17 protein-coding genes are annotated in these 16,118 nt (G+C 64.2%); 6 read left to right on the forward strand and 11 right to left on the reverse strand.

All coding sequences use genetic code 11. The features are described 5' to 3' along the window. Positions 1 to 7: 7 nt before the first annotated feature. The gene (gene smpB, locus J5T34_RS06590; RefSeq protein WP_006579356.1) at positions 8 to 460 is read right to left on the reverse strand and encodes an SsrA-binding protein SmpB; all 453 of its coding nucleotides are present in this window, start codon (positions 458 to 460) and stop codon (positions 8 to 10) included. 228 nt (positions 461 to 688) lie between these two features. Here smpB and J5T34_RS06595 point away from each other — a divergent pair, with 228 nt between their 5' ends. Both J5T34_RS06595 and J5T34_RS06600 read left to right on the forward strand, forming a co-directional pair. Further along, complete coding sequence (locus tag J5T34_RS06595) at positions 689 to 1,126, forward strand: type II toxin-antitoxin system RatA family toxin (RefSeq protein ID WP_208579144.1); 438 nt, start codon at positions 689 to 691, stop codon at positions 1,124 to 1,126. Beyond that, entirely contained in the window at positions 1,113 to 1,508 is a 396-nt protein-coding gene (locus tag J5T34_RS06600; protein ID WP_208579145.1) for an RnfH family protein, read from the forward strand. The genes J5T34_RS06595 and J5T34_RS06600 overlap by 14 nt, the downstream gene beginning before the upstream one ends. Position 1,509: 1 nt before the next feature. Here the strand turns inward: J5T34_RS06600 and J5T34_RS06605 are convergent, their stop codons facing one another. Beyond that, on the reverse strand, positions 1,510 to 2,538 hold the full coding sequence (locus tag J5T34_RS06605) for a DMT family transporter (protein WP_208579146.1): 1,029 nt from the start codon (positions 2,536 to 2,538) through the stop codon (positions 1,510 to 1,512). A 147-nt stretch (positions 2,539 to 2,685) separates the two neighbouring features. Here J5T34_RS06605 and guaB point away from each other — a divergent pair, with 147 nt between their 5' ends. From guaB to guaA, 3 genes are all read left to right on the forward strand, one after another. Continuing rightward, entirely contained in the window at positions 2,686 to 4,149 is a 1,464-nt protein-coding gene (gene guaB, locus J5T34_RS06610) for an IMP dehydrogenase (RefSeq protein ID WP_208579147.1), read from the forward strand. Positions 4,150 to 4,343: 194 nt separating this feature from the next. After that, positions 4,344 to 4,958: a hypothetical protein gene (locus tag J5T34_RS06615; RefSeq protein WP_208579148.1), complete on the forward strand. Its 615-nt coding sequence runs from the start codon at positions 4,344 to 4,346 to the stop codon at positions 4,956 to 4,958. Continuing rightward, positions 4,933 to 6,552: a glutamine-hydrolyzing GMP synthase gene (gene guaA, locus J5T34_RS06620; protein ID WP_174107272.1), complete on the forward strand. Its 1,620-nt coding sequence runs from the start codon at positions 4,933 to 4,935 to the stop codon at positions 6,550 to 6,552. The genes J5T34_RS06615 and guaA overlap by 26 nt, the downstream gene beginning before the upstream one ends. 42 nt (positions 6,553 to 6,594) lie before the next feature. Here guaA and J5T34_RS06625 read toward each other — a convergent pair whose 3' ends face one another. The 5 genes from J5T34_RS06625 to J5T34_RS06645 form a co-directional block, all read right to left on the reverse strand. Then, positions 6,595 to 7,581, reverse strand: coding sequence for a Bug family tripartite tricarboxylate transporter substrate binding protein (locus J5T34_RS06625; protein WP_208579149.1), 987 nt, complete (start codon positions 7,579 to 7,581; stop codon positions 6,595 to 6,597). Positions 7,582 to 7,669: 88 nt separating this feature from the next. Continuing rightward, positions 7,670 to 8,497 carry an enoyl-CoA hydratase-related protein gene (locus J5T34_RS06630; protein ID WP_208579199.1) on the reverse strand — a complete coding sequence of 276 codons (828 nt, stop codon included), beginning with the start codon at positions 8,495 to 8,497 and terminating at the stop codon, positions 7,670 to 7,672. 38 nt (positions 8,498 to 8,535) lie between these two features. Then, entirely contained in the window at positions 8,536 to 9,753 is a 1,218-nt protein-coding gene (locus J5T34_RS06635) for a CaiB/BaiF CoA transferase family protein (protein ID WP_208579150.1), read from the reverse strand. A 146-nt stretch (positions 9,754 to 9,899) separates the two neighbouring features. After that, positions 9,900 to 10,784 (reverse strand): LysR substrate-binding domain-containing protein, encoded by an 885-nt coding sequence (locus J5T34_RS06640; protein ID WP_208579200.1) that lies wholly within the window; start codon positions 10,782 to 10,784, stop codon positions 9,900 to 9,902. Positions 10,785 to 10,844: 60 nt separating this feature from the next. Then, complete coding sequence (locus J5T34_RS06645; protein WP_208579151.1) at positions 10,845 to 12,224, reverse strand: NAD-dependent succinate-semialdehyde dehydrogenase; 1,380 nt, start codon at positions 12,222 to 12,224, stop codon at positions 10,845 to 10,847. Positions 12,225 to 12,423: 199 nt separating this feature from the next. Between J5T34_RS06645 and J5T34_RS06650 the strand changes: the two genes are divergently transcribed. Then, positions 12,424 to 13,386, forward strand: a complete 963-nt coding sequence (locus J5T34_RS06650; protein WP_244258723.1) for an AraC family transcriptional regulator — start codon at positions 12,424 to 12,426, stop codon at positions 13,384 to 13,386. A gap of 6 nt (positions 13,387 to 13,392) precedes the next feature. On the opposite strand, the gene J5T34_RS06655 is transcribed toward J5T34_RS06650, so the two are convergent. The 4 genes from J5T34_RS06655 to J5T34_RS06670 form a co-directional block, all read right to left on the reverse strand. Then, entirely contained in the window at positions 13,393 to 13,656 is a 264-nt protein-coding gene (locus J5T34_RS06655; RefSeq protein ID WP_208579152.1) for a hypothetical protein, read from the reverse strand. Between the two features lie 80 nt (positions 13,657 to 13,736). Next, positions 13,737 to 14,240, reverse strand: coding sequence for a hypothetical protein (locus tag J5T34_RS06660; RefSeq protein WP_208579153.1), 504 nt, complete (start codon positions 14,238 to 14,240; stop codon positions 13,737 to 13,739). A gap of 97 nt (positions 14,241 to 14,337) precedes the next feature. After that, on the reverse strand, positions 14,338 to 14,925 hold the full coding sequence (locus J5T34_RS06665; protein ID WP_208579202.1) for a TetR/AcrR family transcriptional regulator: 588 nt from the start codon (positions 14,923 to 14,925) through the stop codon (positions 14,338 to 14,340). Between the two features lie 164 nt (positions 14,926 to 15,089). Further along, positions 15,090 to 16,040 carry a LysR family transcriptional regulator gene (locus J5T34_RS06670; protein ID WP_208579154.1) on the reverse strand — a complete coding sequence of 317 codons (951 nt, stop codon included), beginning with the start codon at positions 16,038 to 16,040 and terminating at the stop codon, positions 15,090 to 15,092. Between the last annotated feature and the right edge of the window lie 78 nt (positions 16,041 to 16,118).

Here is a 16,118-nt window from a genome sequence, read left to right on the forward strand (position 1 = left end):
GGCGGCGTTATTCCTTGCCGCCGCTCTTGATGATCCGCGCCTTCTCGCGCTGCCAGTCGCGGTCCTTCTCGGTCTCGCGCTTGTCGAACAGCTTCTTGCCCTTGGCCAGACCGATCTCGCATTTGACGCGGCCGCGCGTGTAATGCAGGTTCAGCGGCACCAGCGTATAGCCGCGCTGCTCGACCTTGCCGATCAGCTTGCGGATCTCGTCGGCCTTGAGCAGCAGCTTGCGCGTGCGCACCGGATCGGGCTTGACGTGCGTGGAGGCGCTCTGCAGCGGGCTGATATGCGCGCCGATCAGGAACAGCTCGGCGTCGCGCACCACCACATAGCCTTCCTTGATCTGCACGCGCCCCGCGCGGATCGCCTTGACCTCCCAGCCTTCGAGCACGATGCCGGCTTCGTATCGCTCCTCGATGAAATAGTCGAAGAAGGCCTTCTTGTTGTCTGCGATGGTCATGCGTGGTGGATGGTAGGTAGGGTGCGGCGGCGCCGTTGTGCGGGCCCCGCGTGTTCGGCGGACGCCGGTGGCGGCCGCTGGTACGATGACTGGCGCCGCGGCCGATGGCGGCGTCCCGGCCGGAGTGTGCGCCAGGCAGGCGCGCGTCGGCTAAAATCCGGATTCTAGCAAACAGACCGGCCCCGGTTGTCGCCCCGAGGACAGCCATCGGCCCAGAACCGTCAACTCATGGCAGACGTCCATAAAACCGTGCTGCTCGGTTATTCGGCCGAGCGAATGTACGACCTGGTCACGCGCGTCGAGGACTATCCCAAGTTCCTGCCCTGGTGCGGTGGCGTGGAAATATTCGAGCAGACCGACACGCTGCTCGACGCCAAGCTGCATATCCATTTCAACGGCATCAAGCAGTATTTCCATACGCGCAATACGCAGCATCGGCCGACGCGCATCGACATGAATTTCGCCGATGGCCCGTTCAAGACCTTCAACGGCTACTGGAATTTCATTCCGCTGCGCGAGGATGCCTGCAAGATCGAATTCCATCTGCATTACGAGTTCTCCAGCATCATCCTCGAGAAGATCATCGGGCCGGTGTTCAGCATGATCGCGAACACCTTCGTCGACGCCTTCGTCAAGCGCGCGGAGGTCGTCTATGGCAATAGCTGAGCCCACGTCGTCCGTCGCGCCCCTGGAACCCGATGCCGGCACGGTGCACGTGGCGGTCTGCTACGCGACACCAGACGCGGTCTTCCTGAAGGACATCACGCTGCCTGCCGGCACCACCATCGCCGCGGCGATCGCGGCCAGCGGCGTACTGACGGCCCATCCGGCGCTCGATCCGGCTACGCTGCGTGTCGGCATCTTCGGCAAGCTCAAGACGCCTGACACCGCGGTGCGCGAGGGCGATCGCATCGAGCTCTACCGGCCGCTGGTGGCCGATCCCAAGACGGCGCGCCGACGCCGCGTGCAGAAGGCGCGCGAGGCCGGCGCGCGGGAAGGGCAGAAGTGGATGCGTGGCGGCGGCGACAGCGAGGCCGTCGACCGCTGAGTCATCGGGCCTGGCCGGCCTGGCCGGCTGGATCGGCCTCGGCGTTTGCGGGCTCGGCTGCAGCAGGCTCGGCGGCCTTGTCGCCCGCATGCAGCCGCACCGACCACGCCACGCCGACCATCAGCAGCACGATCGCCGCCAGTTCCAGCGGCCGCGGCCAGCGGTGCTCGTACAGGAAGCCGTAGGCCAGCGCGAACAGCGTCTCGAACACGATCATCTGGCCCGACAGCGTCAGCGGCAGCCGCCGGCTGGCGATATTCCACAGGTTGTTGCCGATCAGCGAGGCGCCCAGCGCCACCGCGGCATTGACCCACCAGAACCACTGCCAGTCGCGCCCGCTGTCCGGCGCCATCAGCACGTCGCGGAACACCAGCCAGCCGATCAGCGCCAGCAGGGCCGACACGATACCGGTCGACAGCCCGTACAGCGCCGACCATTCATTGCCGCTGTATTGCGGATTGCGCTGCAGATAGCGGGCGTTGTCGACCGCGTACAGGGTCCAGCAGACCAGCGCACCCGCCGCGCACAAGACGCCGGCCAGCTTCTGCCAGACCGGTCGCACCGCCTCCGCCGCGGCCGCGCCATGGGCGCCGCTGCCGCCGCCGGCAAACAGATCCAGGTTGATGCAGGCGATGCCGACGGCGACGACCAGCAAGGGCAGCAGCAGCCGCGACAAGGGCACCGCGCCGTGGTCGCGCCGGCCCATCACGGTGACGGAGATCGGCAGGATGCCGATGATCAGCGAGGTGGGCCCGACGCCCGCCAGCTGCACGCCGAAGGCCAGCAGCACGTAGTAGAGCAGGTTGCCGGTGAAGGCCTGGCGCAGCAGGGCGATGCAGTCGGCGCGCGTCAGCTTGCGGGCGATGCGGCGCATCAGCGGCGCCGCCGCGACCGCCGCCACAAGCCCGTAGGCCAGGTAGCGGCCGATCGCCAGTTCCCACGGCGAAAAGACCGGCAGCAGCTTGGGCGCGATGAACACCATGCCCCAGAACGCGCCGGCCAGCAGGCCGCACAGTACGCCGATTCCCATCCGTTTTGCCGCGCTCGACGCGTCTCCGTTCAGAAAAGCCTGAAAGGATAGCATTTGGTTAGCGTTTGCCTTGCAGATTCCGGGCGCGCACGCGTCATGAAAAGGGCGGTTCCTGTATAATTCGATTTTGCGCCTAGAGGAATCGCTATGCGTCTTGTCCAGAAAGCACTCACGTTCGATGATGTGCTGCTCGTGCCGGCCTATTCGGCCGTCCTCCCCCGGGATGTCTCCCTCCGCACCCGCCTGACCCGCTCGATCGAATTGAACATTCCGCTCGTGTCCGCCGCCATGGACACCGTGACGGAAGCGCGTCTTGCCATCGCCATGGCCCAGGCGGGCGGCATCGGCATCGTTCACAAGAACCTGAAGCCGGCCGATCAGGCGCGGGAAGTCGCGCGGGTCAAGCGCTACGAATCGGGCGTGCTGCGTGATCCGATCACCATCTCGCCGGACATGAAGATCCGCGACGTGATTGCGCTCTCGCAGCAGCACGGCATTTCGGGCTTCCCGGTGCTGGAAGGCAAGACCGTGGTCGGCATCATCACCAACCGCGATCTGCGCTTCGAGGAAGAGCTGGACGCGCCGGTGCGCGCCAAGATGACCCCGCGCGAGAAACTGGTCACGGTGGCCGAGGGCGCCAGCCTGGACGAGGCCAAGCGCCTGATGAACCGCCACCGCCTGGAGCGCGTGCTGGTCGTCGACGAGGCCTTCCAGCTGCGCGGCCTGATCACGGTCAAGGACATCCAGAAGGCCGTCGAGCACCCGCTGGCGAGCAAGGACGACCATGGCCAGCTGCGCGTCGGCGCGGCGGTCGGCGTCGGTCCGGACAACGACGAGCGTGTCGAGCTGCTGGTCAAGGCCGGCGTCGATGTGATCGTGGTCGACACGGCCCACGGCCATAGCCAGGGCGTGCTGAACCGCGTCCGCTGGGTCAAGGACAACTTCCCGCACGTGCAGGTGATCGGCGGCAATATCGCCACCGGCGAAGCCGCCCGCGCGCTGGTCGAGCATGGCGCCGACGGTGTCAAGGTCGGCATCGGCCCGGGCTCGATCTGCACCACGCGTATCGTTGCCGGCGTCGGCGTGCCGCAGATCACCGCGGTGTCGAACGTGGCCGAGGCGCTGGCCGGTACCGGCGTGCCGCTGATCGCCGATGGTGGCGTGCGCTATTCGGGCGATATCGCCAAGGCGCTGGCCGCCGGTGCGCATACCGTGATGATGGGCGGCATGTTCTCGGGCACCGAGGAAGCGCCGGGCGAGGTGTTCCTGTATCAGGGCCGCTCGTTCAAGAGCTACCGCGGCATGGGTTCGGTCGGCGCGATGAAGGACGGCGCGGCGGATCGCTACTTCCAGGAAGACAACACCGCCAACGTCGACAAGCTGGTCCCCGAAGGGATCGAAGGTCGCGTGCCCTACAAGGGCTCGGTGATGGCCATCATCCACCAGCTGACCGGCGGCGTGCGTGCCTCGATGGGCTATTGCGGCAGCAGCTCGATCGCCGAATGGCACGAGACCGCGCAGTTCGTGCAGATCACCGCGGCGGGCATGCGCGAGTCGCATGTCCACGACGTGCAGATCACCAAGGAAGCACCGAACTACCATATCGACTAACGTCAGCGACTGACCGGCGAGCGCCGCGCCATGCGCGATGCCGGTGATGCGCGGCTGCACGGCCAGAGGGCGGTGCAGCCGCGCGTCACATCCGGGCCCGCGTATTGCACGGTCTGGCCGATGATGCTCACCGGCTCGCTGGTTTCGTTTGTTGGTCCGCCTGTCAGTCGGCGTCAGTCCACCAAGGAGAATCGATGAAGGTCCTGCTCCGCGCCGTGTTGTTCTTCGATGCCCTGTTCGACCTTGCGCTCGGCGCCGTGCTGTTGCTCGCGCCGTTCGCCACCTTCTATGCCGCGCTGCAATTGCCGCAGCCGCAACCGGCGCTGTATGGCCAGCTGCTCGGCTTCACACTGCTCGGCGTGGCGTGGCTGCTGGCGCAAGCGGCCTTCCGCGGTCAGTTGACCGTGCCGGTGGCCCGCATGGCAGGGCCCGTCAATCTGGCGTGCGCGTTGCTGATCGCGGCGTGGCTGATCTTCTTCGATCTGCCGGTGCAGGGCGCCGGACGAATCTGGCTCGGTCTGCTGGCCGCGATGCTGGCCTTCTTCGCGCTGGTGCAGATTCCGCTGGCCAAGCGCATCCGCAACCGCGAGCGCGAGGAACTGCTGCGCCGCGAGGCCGAGCTGGCCGCCGCGAATCGCCCGGCCGCACCTGCCTCCGGCATCCATCCATCCCCATCCCCCGAATTCCGGCGCGAGCCGGTCATCACGCCGCCGCCCGGCTACGGTCCCGGCACCGAAGTGGTGACCGATGTCGAACCGGTCGACACGTCAATCGCTCCCCATCATGCACGACAAAATCCTCATCCTTGATTTCGGCTCGCAGGTTACGCAGCTGATCGCGCGACGCGTCCGCGAGGCGCACGTCTATTGCGAGATCCATCCGAACGACGTGTCGGACGAATTCGTGCGCGAGTTCGCGCCGAAGGGCATCATCCTGTCGGGCAGCCACGCCAGCACCTATGAAGACCATCAGCTGCGCGCGCCGCAGGCGGTGTGGGACCTGGGCGTGCCGGTGCTGGGCATCTGCTACGGCATGCAGACCATGGCCGTGCAGCTGGGCGGCAAGGTCGAGTGGAGCGACTCCCGCGAATTCGGCTACGCCGAGGTGCGCGCGCACGGTCATACCGAACTGCTGAAGGACGTGCAGGACTTCGTCACGCCGGAAGGCCACGGCATGCTGAAAGTCTGGATGAGCCACGGCGACAAGGTCACCGAGCTGCCGCCGGGCTTCAAGCTGATGGCGTCGACCCCGAGCTGCCCGATCGCCGGCATGGCCGACGAAGCCCGCGGCTACTACGCGGTGCAGTTCCACCCCGAGGTCACGCACACGGTCAAGGGCCGCGAGATGCTGGAGCGCTTCGTGCTGAAGATCGCCGGCGCGCGCCCGGACTGGGTGATGCGCAACCATATCGACGAGGCCGTGGCGAAGATCCGCGAGCAGGTCGGCGACGAGGAAGTGATCCTCGGCCTGTCCGGCGGCGTCGATTCGTCGGTCGCCGCGGCGCTGATCCATCGCGCGATCGGCGACCAGCTGACCTGCGTGTTCGTCGATCACGGCCTGCTGCGCCAGGACGAAGGCAAGCTGGTGATGGAGATGTTCGCCGGCCGCCTGCATGCCAAGGTCGTGCACATCGACGCCTCGGAACAGTTCCTCGGCCACCTGGCCGGCGTCACCGATCCCGAGCAGAAGCGCAAGATCATCGGCCGCGAATTCGTCGAGGTGTTCCAGGCCGAGGCGAAGAAGCTGACCCGCGCCAAATGGCTGGCCCAGGGCACCATCTACCCGGACGTGGTCGAGTCGGGCGGCACCAAGACCAAGAAGCAGACCACGATCAAGAGCCACCACAACGTCGGCGGGCTGCCCGAGACGCTGGGCCTGAAGCTGCTCGAACCGCTGCGCGACCTGTTCAAGGACGAAGTGCGCGAGCTCGGCGTCGAACTGGGCCTGCCGCCCGAAATGGTCTACCGTCACCCGTTCCCGGGCCCGGGCCTGGGCGTACGGATCCTCGGCGAGGTCAAGCGCGAATACGCCGACCTGCTGCGCCGCGCCGACGCGATCTTCATCGAAGAGCTGCGCGGCACCATCGCCACGCCGCAGGACGCCGCCGCGGGCCTCTGCACGGAGGAGCAGGTCGGCAAGAGCTGGTACGACCTGACGAGCCAGGCCTTCGCGGTGTTCCTGCCGGTCAAGTCGGTCGGCGTGATGGGCGATGGCCGCACCTACGACTACGTCGTCGCACTGCGCGCGGTGCAGACCACCGACTTCATGACGGCGCATTGGGCGCATCTGCCGTATGCGCTGCTGGGGCGCTGCTCCAATCGGATCATCAATGAAGTGCGGGGTCTGAACCGGGTCGTGTATGACGTTTCGGGGAAGCCGCCGGCGACGATTGAGTGGGAGTGATGGAAGAGCCGGGGGGCGACGTCAGCTGACTGCGAACAGCTGTCACTCCGGCTCAATCCCGGCCCCCTTTACGACACGGCCCCATTTCTGGATTTCGGCGTTCTGGAATGCCTGCAGCTCCGAGGCCGTCGTAGTCCAGGCCTGTGTCGCGGAATTGCGGAAGAAGGCGCGGGCTCCCGGGCTGTCAACCGCGGCAATCAGTAGCTGTCGCAGCCTGGCAGCCGCCGGAGCGGGCGTTCCTGCCGGCACGTAGGCGGCGAACCAATACCCCATGTCGTAGCCCTTGATGCCGGCCTCATCCAGGGTCGGTATGTCCGGAAGCTCGGGCAGTCTTTCCCTGGTGGACGCACCTAGCGCGCGGAGCTTGCCCGATTTGATCTGCGACAGGCCGGTGACCGTGTCGATGACCATCATGTCGATGTGGCCGCCAAGCAGATCGTTAAGGGCGTTCGGATTGCTGTTGTATCCGACCCAGACGATGTCCGTACCGGTCAGTTGCTTGAGCATTTCGCCGGCTATTCGGCTGGACGAATTCCCGCTGCCGAAGCTGAGTTTTCCTCTCGCCTTCCTGGCTGCCTGCACCAGGTCATCGACGGTGCGGAAGGGAGAGTCGGCGCGCACGACGAGCACCTGGCCGCCACGCCCCAATGCTGTCAACGGCAGGAAATCCGTGACGGGATCGTAGTGCAGTTTCCTGAATAGGTGCGGATTGGCGGCCTGCGTCGTGTTCGTGGTAATCAGCACGGTGTAGCCGTCCGCAGCGGCCCGGGCCACATGCTGCGCGGCAATCATGCCGCTGGCACCTGGGCGGTTTTCGACGACGACTGCCTTTCCGGTCTGCTGTGCCATCGACGCCGACAGAGCGCGCGCGAGCAAATCGGTCGCGCTGCCAGCGCCGAACGGCACGACAAAGGTGATCGGCTTTTCCGGAAAACCTGCCGCCGGTGCCGATATGGCCCAGGCCAGGCCAATGACCGCCGATGCTATCGCCGCTGCCAGACGGGCGATGCGTGTTGTGGTTCGAATCATGGTGCTGGTCTCCTGTTATATGGGGACGTGGCGTCAAGCGGCTTCACTGGCCATGCCACCGTCCCGGGCGAGCGCTGTGGCCGCGCCTTCAGCCGGGTTGGGTCTGGAGGTGGCGTCGTGCGCGGCGCTCAAGAAATTGGCGCACGGCAGCCTTGTGTTCGTCACCGCAAAGCAGGATCGCCTGCATGGCGGCCGCAGTCTCCAGCGCCACGGGCAACGTCGTCTCGGCCGCATCCAATACCAGGCGCTTGGCCATGCGCAGGGCCTGGGGTGGGCTGGATGCAATCCGGCGCGCCAAGGCGGTACTTGTTTCGTCCAGTGCCTCGGGCGAAACGACACGGGACACCATGCCAAGCTGCAACGCGGTGGCGGCATCGATAAATTCGCTGGTCAGCGTCAGTTCCAGTGCCTTTGCCGTTCCGACGAGCCGGGTCAGGAACCATGCGCCGCCAATGCCGGACACCAGCCCCAGGCGTAGAAAGCTCTCGGCAAAGGTAGCCTGCTCGCCCGCGATGCGCAGATCGCACATCAGTGCCAGGTCGCAGCCGGCGCCGATCGCTGCCCCATTGACTGCAGCAATCGACGGCACCTGCAGTGCCAGCAAGGCATGGGTGATTCGGTGCAACGTTGTCTTCAGCCGAACCCGTACCTGCGCCGCGGAACCCTGCATCAGATCCGATCCGCTCTCCATGTCCTTGACGTTACCGCCGGTGCAGAAGTACTTGCCGGTGGAACGCAGCAATACGCAATGGACGTCTGGCAGGCGATTGGCCCTTTCCAGTGCTTCGGCAAGAGCCTCGGCCATGGACACCGACATGGCATTGCCCGTGCCCGGGTCATTGAGGCTCAACGTGAGGACGCCTTCGACGATGTCTTGTCGGACCAGCGTGTCAGGCTCGTCAGTGGCGGGGCGCATTGCGCCGGCTTCATCAGGTTTCATCGACGTATCCTGGGTCAGGTAGATGGGTTTGGATGAACGACGAGGACGCCGCTTTCGAGCATGGCGTCGATTTGTGGCTGGCTATAGCCGAATTCCTCGAGGACCTCGCGGCCGTGCTGGCCTAACGTAGGCGCGGGCATATCGCGATCCTGCGCACTGGTCGCGTGAGTCGGTCCGGGCGCGAAGCCTGGCATGCGCACCTTTCCGGCGAGCGGGTGGTCAACCCAGCTGTCGATGCCACTGGCCGTGTACTGCCGGGATCGGAGAACATCCTGGTAGCTGGCAATGGGCGCGCACAGGATGTCGTGCGCGGCCAGCTGCTGTATCCACGCTTCGGTGGAGCGCTGTTGGAACAATGGCGTCAGTGCCTGGCGCAGCGCGTCGCGGTGGGCGACGCGGTCGGCGTTGCGGGCGAAGCGCGGATCGTGCTCCAGGTCCGGAGCACCCAGGACGGCGCATAGCGCTTGCCAACGCTTCGGCTGGTAGGCAGCTACCATGAGCCAGCCATCACGCGTCTGGTACGCTTCATTGGGAGCGGCGTACGGGGCTGCGCTGCCCGTCCTGGCTGGCACGGCATTCGTGGCGAAGTAGGACGCGTAGCCGATCTGCTGCAGCATCAGCGTGGCGTTGTACAGACTGATGTCCAGATACTCGCCTTGTCCGCTTTGCCGAGCGGCGTTGGCCGCGGCAAGGATCGCAATCGTCGCCAGATAGCCGGCCACCATATCCGCGACCGGAATCGCGACTTTCATGGGCTCGCTGTGCACTGTGCCAAGCGTACTCATCAGGCCGCTGGCTGCCTGGATGATTCCGTCCACACCGGCGCGCTCGCGCATCGGCCCGGTTTGGCCATAGGCGGAGATGGAGCAATACACCAGCTTGCGATTGCTGCCAGCCAGCGTGTCATAGTCCAGGCCCAATGTCTGCATGACGCCTGGCCTGAAATTCTCGACCACGACGTCCGCGTCCTGAATCAGTCGACGGGCGACTTCGCGGCCGTCCGCGCATTTCAGATTCAGTGCGATGCCGCGCTTGTTGCGGTTGACGCTCAGGTACACCGCGCTCTCGCCGGCTATCCAAGGCGGGCCGATCTGCCGCGCCAGTTCGCCGCCGGGCGGTTCGATCTTGATGACATCGGCGCCCATGTCGGCAAGCATCATGGTGCAAACCGGTCCCGCGAGTACATGCGAGAAATCGACTACCCGCAGTCCTCTCAAGCTGCGCTTCAACATATTCTGGCTCCCGGATGACGCGGCCTCGCTGGTGGCCGCGATCACATGTCATGCGGGCAGAATAAGCAGGGGTTCCCAAGCCGGCAATCGACTTTATGGGCCGTACGCTTTGACTTTTTGTAAAAGGGATCGATCGCTCGAGCGGATCAGATCGCGACTAGCGTCGACAGCCAATCGCGAAATGCGCGCAATGCGCTCGACTGCGGTTTGCCCGTCGGCCACGCGAAGTAGTATGTGTAATCACCGCGATCGAGCGTCGGACCGAGTGGCGCCACCAGCGTCTGGTCCGCCAGTTCTTTTTCGATCAATGCTTTCTGCGCGATGGCGACGCCATGCCCCTCGATCGCCGCTTGATAGGCAAGCAACGATGTTTCGTATTTCATGCCATCGGTGGGACTGACATTGCGCAAGCCTGCTGCGCGCAGCCAAAGCATCCAGTCGTCGGGGCGCGCCATCGAATGCAGCAAGGTTTGCGTGGCGAGCTGCTTCTTGTGCGTCAGGCGCACTGCAGGCGAGGCCACGGGAACAAGCTCGTTGCGGACTAGTTGCAACGTTCGCATCCCAGGCCAACGGCCGTCGCCGAGCTGTATGCCTGCGTCAATATCCTCGCGCTCAAAGTCCAACGGCGCGAACGAGGTCATGACCTGAACGTCGATGTCCTTATGCAACCGATGAAAGCTCGCCAGCCGGGGAATGAGCCAGCGTACGGCGAACGTGGCGGGCGATCGTAATCGCAAGGTGTTTCGGCCAGGGTTGCTGCTGGTCACCGCCAGGGTGGCTTCCCGCAATGTTTCGAACAGGGGTATCAAATCGGAAAGGTAGCGCGCGCCGGTCGGGGTCAATTCCAGGCCACCGTGTTGGCGGACGAACAGCGGCGTTCCCAGATAGCTCTCCAGCGCGCGCACCTGCCTGCTGACCGCGGCGGGCGTGACGCACAACTCATCGGCGGCCTTGGAAATGCTGAGCAGCCGCCCGGTCGCTTCGAATGCTCGGGCAGGATTCAGTGGGGGGAGTAGGGCGCGACGCACCATGGCAGTAACAGAAGGCGTAGGCTGGGTGGACGTCACCATGATGCCCTATCTCCCCCTGAATCAGGACCCCAATCCTCCCATCAGTACGTACTTGACCTCGACATACTCCTCGATCCCGTAGTGGCTGCCTTCGCGCCCGTAGCCCGAATGCTTGATCCCGCCGAATGGCACCGAGGCCGTGCCGACTGAACCGGAATTCAGGATCACCATGCCGGCCTCGATATCGCGGGACAAGCGAAAAGCTCGGCCAAGATCGCGCGTGTAGGCATAGGCCACCAGGCCGTATTCGGTGTTGTTGGCCCTGCCGATCGCTTCGTCTTCGTGATGGAAGCGATAGAAGGCGAAGACCGGTCCGAAGATTTCGGTATGGGCGATCGGCATCTCGTCATCGAGATCGGCGAGGACGGTGGGCTCATAGAACAGTCCACCTTTTTCGTGCGGTTTGCCTCCGAGCAAGACTCTTCCACCGCGCCGCTTCGTGTCTTCGACCAGCTGAACGACCTTGTCGAGGCCCGCTTGATTGATCAGTGGCCCCACGACGAATCCGGGCTGCAGTCCGTGGTCCACGCGACATTCGGAGACTCGTTCAACCACGGCCCGGACAAAGCGATCGTAAACGCCATCCTGCACATAGATGCGGTTGGGCGAAATACAGACCTGGCCGGAATTTCGCAGCTTGGCGGCCACCAGGCCGGTCACTGCCTCGTCGAAATTGGCGTCATCGAACACGATGAAAGGGGCGTTGCCGCCCAATTCCAGCGTCATCTTTTTGAGCGCGCGCCCGCTGGCCTCGGCCAGCAGCTTGCCGACGGCGGTGGAGCCGGTGAACGAGATCTTCCGAATCCGATCGTCCCCGGTAAAGAGTGCGCCGATCTCCTGTGGGTTGCCGGTCACCATTTCGAACACGCCCTCCGGAATGCCCGCCTTGCGCGCGTACTCGAGCAGCTTGTAGGCGGTCAGCGGCGTCTCCTCGGATGGCTTGATCACCATGGTGCAACCCGCCGCGAGCGCCGTCGCGACTTTGCGGGTGATCATCATGAAGGGGAAATTCCAGGGCGTGATGGCCGCAGTCGGTCCAACCGGCTCCTTGATGACCATCACGGCGGCATGATTCGCATGCGACGGAATGGTGTCGCCATAGACCCGCTTGGCTTCCTCGGCATACCACTCGATAAAGCCGAGCCCGTAGTCGATTTCGCCGAGCGCTTCGGCCAGGCACTTGCCGTTTTCCTTGACCATCAGTTCGGCAAAGACCTGCTTGTCGTCTCTGACGAGTTCGAACCATCGGCGAAGCAGGTCGCTACGTTCCTTGGCGAGTTTGCGCGACCATGCCGGAAACGCGCTGCAGGTTCTGTCTATCGCTGCCTTCACCTGCGCTGCGTTCATATGAGGCGCCGCCCCGACGCGCGATCCGCCTGCAGGGTTGAGTACGTCAATCATCGATGTTCACCGCTCCAGTTGGTAGCAATGCGCGCCGCGTCACCACGACGCGGCTTTGCGCTGCGGATTGAATAATGGAATCAACTGGTGCAAGGCTCCATGGCAACGAGTCTCTGATGTTTGCCTGATCCTATGAATGGAAAGAAATTCGGCGCGAAGCTGATAAGCTACGCCGCAGTGCAGACAGGGGATTGAAGGCATGGCTCGATCTGGTGAAAACGAGGCGCCAAGCCAGGCGATGGTGGCGCGGCGCATGGTGTCCATGCTGGCGGCGCTGGCGCCGCGCGAGGGATACAACTTGTCGGCGTTGCCCGATGTCAGATTCCTGCGTTCAAACCGCCCGTTGAAAGCGGTGCCGGTGCTCTACGATCCCGGTATCGTGATCGTTTGCCAGGGCAGGAAACGCGGGTATTTCGGCGATCAGATTTACCTGTACGACGATCGGCATTACCTCGCGGTCTCGGTGCCCGTGCCATTCACCATGGAGACGGACGCCAGCGAAGCGGAGCCGCTGCTGGCCATTTACATGCACCTCGATTTCAAGCTGGCTGCCGATCTGATGTTGCAGATCGACCAGCATGGCGGCATGGAGCCGACCGAGCCGCGCGGCATGATGTCCACCCCGCTGGATGGCCGGCTATGCGAATCGCTGGTTCGATTTCTCGAGGCGATGAGCCGGCCTGTGGAAGCCCGGATTCTGGGTCCGGCGCTGGTGCGGGAAATCTACTTCCATGTCCTGACCGGGGAGCAAGGGGCTTCGATGCGCGCCGCGCTCGCGATGCATGGGCAGTTCGGCAAGATTGCACGAGCGTTGCGCCGAATCCATGCGTCTTTCCATGTCGACGTGAGTGTCGAACAGCTGGCGCGCGAAGCCGGGATGAGCGTGCCCAGCTTCCACGCCCACTTCAAAGCCGTCACCAAGACCTCACCGGTGCAGTACCTGAAGTCGATACGGTTGCATCAGGCGCGCCTGCATATGGTCCGCAACGGCATGACCGCGGCCGCGGCAAGTGCCGAAGTCGGCTATGACAGCCCCTCGCAGTTCAGCAGGGAATTCAAGCGCCTTTTCGGGCGAAGCCCCGTCGAAGAGGTCAAGCGGATGAAGGCGGAATTTGCCGTGCCGCCCGCGCATGCCGCCTCGCCGTTCGTGTCATCGCACTGATGCCGCTCATCGCCCTTGTTTGGGGGAAGCCAAGGCCGAGCGGGCATGACGGACCAGGCGTAGCAACCAGCCGGCCGACGATTCGATCGTCGCGCCGCCTGCAACGTCCTGGCCGCGCGGGCCGGCATGGATCGTCAGTTGCTGCCGGCTCAGCCAGGCCTCGATGCCCTCCAGCGCTTCGTCGTCGGCGAGCATGCTCTCCAGGTTCTCAAGGCTCGACTCGGCATCGGAAGAGTGATGCACGGGTTCAGGCGGGTCAGGATCGTCCATACTCCATTTCTCCCGATTTGAACAATGATGCTGCGCGTGCAAGCGCGGCCCACGCGACATCCGAGGGCCGCGTACCCAGATCAGGGAAGTTGCGCGCGCCGGCGTTGCGAATGCATCCACCAAACCTGCAACGCGGAGCCGATCACAAAAACGATCAGCCACGCGGCCAACGTGCCGCGTACCACAGGCGATTGCGGGCCGTCGGCAAGAGGATGCGCGACGGGCAGACGCGTCAGCGTCTCGTTGATCCCCGGCACCAGCAGCAGGAAGAAGCTGAACGAGAGCGCGAACTGGGAAAGGTAGGGTCGGGCTCGGGGCAAGACAGGAACCCGTGACACCAACAGCGCGCCGAAGATGGCGAGCAGCGCCAGGATGCCGAGCGCATGGCCGACGTTGAAGCCCCCGGTGCTGGACAACCCGAATGACGTCAGCACCGACAACACCAGTCCGCCAAGATAAATCCTGCCGGCATGCGTGTCGCTGTCGATTCTGAAGTAGCGCGCAAAGCTATAGAGGCCCGCGATGACGGGGACGATGCTGATCAGGGTGTGCCCGGACCCCCGGGCGGAAATCGGATGCGGCATAGGACGATGGCTCCTTCAAACCATGGGTTAAGACAACCAACTAGTTGGTCGGTAATGCGGTGAAAAAATAGCCGGCTCGGGGCCGGTAAAAAAACGGTCAATTCGACGCGGTCAGCCGCCCGATCGCCGCTTGCGAGATGGAGGCGAATGCCTCGGGATGATCGAAAGCCCGGGCAGTCAACATGGCGCCGTGCACCGTGGACATCAACGTCTGTGCCTCCACTAGAGCCGTATCGCGCAGATGGAATTCTCCTCTCGCGGCACCCGCCTCCAGGACCGCCGCCAGCCATGCGGTCAGGTCACCAAAATAGGCTCGAACCTCATGCGCGATCTCTGGCGGGATGATCGGCAATTCGGCCGCCAGCATCGCGCAAATACACATCGTCGAGGTGCCGTCGCGTATGCACTGCGACCAGTAATCGATATAGGCCGTCAGCCGTGCCAACGGATCGTCGATCTGGTCATCGAGGGCGGCCAAGCCTTGCCGGGCCTGCGCACGGTGTAGCGTGACCACGGTCAGGACCAGGTCCGCCTTGCTCGGAAAATGATGGTGGATGCTCGGCTTGCCGATATGCACCCGCTCGGACAGATCCGCATAACTGAATCCGTGATAACCGCCAGCGGCGAGCAACAGCTTCGTATGCTCGGCGATTTCGGCCGCGCGGGGGGAAAGTTCCATATTCATCAATTGGCTGGATGGCGGAATACGCATGCAAGACATCGCTGATCCAGCTGCCGGGATGCTGCACCTTGCACTCAACATGTTGACCAATCTACTAGTTGGTCGGTTGTCTTGTCAAGGCTTGCTGTGAACCATGGCGCGACGCACTGGGCAACGTCCTCCGGTGCTCAACGTCGGCGGCCGCTTCGCCCGCCTGTGGATTGGGGGCCCCGGCGGCCCCGATCCCGATCGGCCATCTCGCGAGCCAACGCGAGGAATGCCTTCATGCCGGCAGAGTGGTGGTGCCGGCCGGGGTAATAGAGGCAGAGCCCAGGCAAAGGCGGCGTCCAATCTGCCAGCACGCGAACCAGGCGTCCTGCCTCGATATCGGTCAGCACGTCCTGCTCCATGAAATAGCCCAGGCCGAGACCCGTGATCACGGCAGCCCGCGCGAGGCTCGCTTCGTCTAGCGTGATCGGCCCGCGCACGTCGATCTGCACGGTTTCGCCAGCTTTCTCGAATCGCCACCGATACAGCGCCCCGTCGGGCAGGCGTACACGCACGCATTGGTGCGTCAGCAGATCGGGAGGGACGCGTGGCTTCCGATGATTTTCGAAGTACGCGGGCGAACCCACGACGGCATAGCGTTGGGGCCGGCCGAGCGACACGGCGATCATGTCGCTGGGTACGAGGTCGGCGACCCGCACGCCGACATCGAAGCCTTCGGCGACGATATCCACCAACCGTCCTTCGGTCACCAGGTCGACCTTCATTTCGGGGTAGCGGCGCAGGAATTCCAGCACCAGCGGGGACATGATCTCTCGCGCCGCAAATGCCGCGGCATTGATCCGCAGTGTTCCGGATGGCGTTTCCCGTTGCGACCGTACCGCCTCCAACGCGCCGTGAATATCGTGAAGCGCGGGACCGACCTGTTCGACGAACTGTCGACCGGCATCGGTCAGTGAGACGCTGCGGGTCGTGCGATTGAACAGGCGGACGCCAAGATTGGTCTCCAGCTTGCCGATGGCGTGGCTCAGCGCCGTGGTCGACATCCCGAGATCGATCGCCGCTGCGCGGAAGGAGCCCCGTCGAGCGATCGCCATGACGGCTTCCAGATCGTGAAGGGAGGTGCGTTCCATTGTCCTGTCTTGTTCATCGGCACATCCCGATTTATCCCGTTTATCCAAACAACGGTCAAGCCTTACACTCGCGCTGCC

Source organism: Cupriavidus gilardii, assembly GCF_017598945.1.
Taxonomy (GTDB): domain Bacteria; phylum Pseudomonadota; class Gammaproteobacteria; order Burkholderiales; family Burkholderiaceae; genus Cupriavidus; species Cupriavidus gilardii_E.

Coding starts and splice junctions, on each gene's coding strand:
- smpB (WP_006579356.1), bottom strand. CDS start 460: ATGACCATCGCAGACAACAAGAAGGCCTTCTTCGACTATTTCATCGAG.
- J5T34_RS06595 (WP_208579144.1), top strand. CDS start 689: ATGGCAGACGTCCATAAAACCGTGCTGCTCGGTTATTCGGCCGAGCGA.
- J5T34_RS06600 (WP_208579145.1), top strand. CDS start 1,113: ATGGCAATAGCTGAGCCCACGTCGTCCGTCGCGCCCCTGGAACCCGAT.
- J5T34_RS06605 (WP_208579146.1), bottom strand. CDS start 2,538: ATGGGAATCGGCGTACTGTGCGGCCTGCTGGCCGGCGCGTTCTGGGGC.
- guaB (WP_208579147.1), top strand. CDS start 2,686: ATGCGTCTTGTCCAGAAAGCACTCACGTTCGATGATGTGCTGCTCGTG.
- J5T34_RS06615 (WP_208579148.1), top strand. CDS start 4,344: ATGAAGGTCCTGCTCCGCGCCGTGTTGTTCTTCGATGCCCTGTTCGAC.
- guaA (WP_174107272.1), top strand. CDS start 4,933: ATGCACGACAAAATCCTCATCCTTGATTTCGGCTCGCAGGTTACGCAG.
- J5T34_RS06625 (WP_208579149.1), bottom strand. CDS start 7,581: ATGATTCGAACCACAACACGCATCGCCCGTCTGGCAGCGGCGATAGCA.
- J5T34_RS06630 (WP_208579199.1), bottom strand. CDS start 8,497: ATGCGCCCCGCCACTGACGAGCCTGACACGCTGGTCCGACAAGACATC.
- J5T34_RS06635 (WP_208579150.1), bottom strand. CDS start 9,753: ATGTTGAAGCGCAGCTTGAGAGGACTGCGGGTAGTCGATTTCTCGCAT.
- J5T34_RS06640 (WP_208579200.1), bottom strand. CDS start 10,784: ATGGTGCGTCGCGCCCTACTCCCCCCACTGAATCCTGCCCGAGCATTC.
- J5T34_RS06645 (WP_208579151.1), bottom strand. CDS start 12,224: ATGATTGACGTACTCAACCCTGCAGGCGGATCGCGCGTCGGGGCGGCG.
- J5T34_RS06650 (WP_244258723.1), top strand. CDS start 12,424: ATGGCTCGATCTGGTGAAAACGAGGCGCCAAGCCAGGCGATGGTGGCG.
- J5T34_RS06655 (WP_208579152.1), bottom strand. CDS start 13,656: ATGGACGATCCTGACCCGCCTGAACCCGTGCATCACTCTTCCGATGCC.
- J5T34_RS06660 (WP_208579153.1), bottom strand. CDS start 14,240: ATGCCGCATCCGATTTCCGCCCGGGGGTCCGGGCACACCCTGATCAGC.
- J5T34_RS06665 (WP_208579202.1), bottom strand. CDS start 14,925: ATGAATATGGAACTTTCCCCCCGCGCGGCCGAAATCGCCGAGCATACG.
- J5T34_RS06670 (WP_208579154.1), bottom strand. CDS start 16,040: ATGGAACGCACCTCCCTTCACGATCTGGAAGCCGTCATGGCGATCGCT.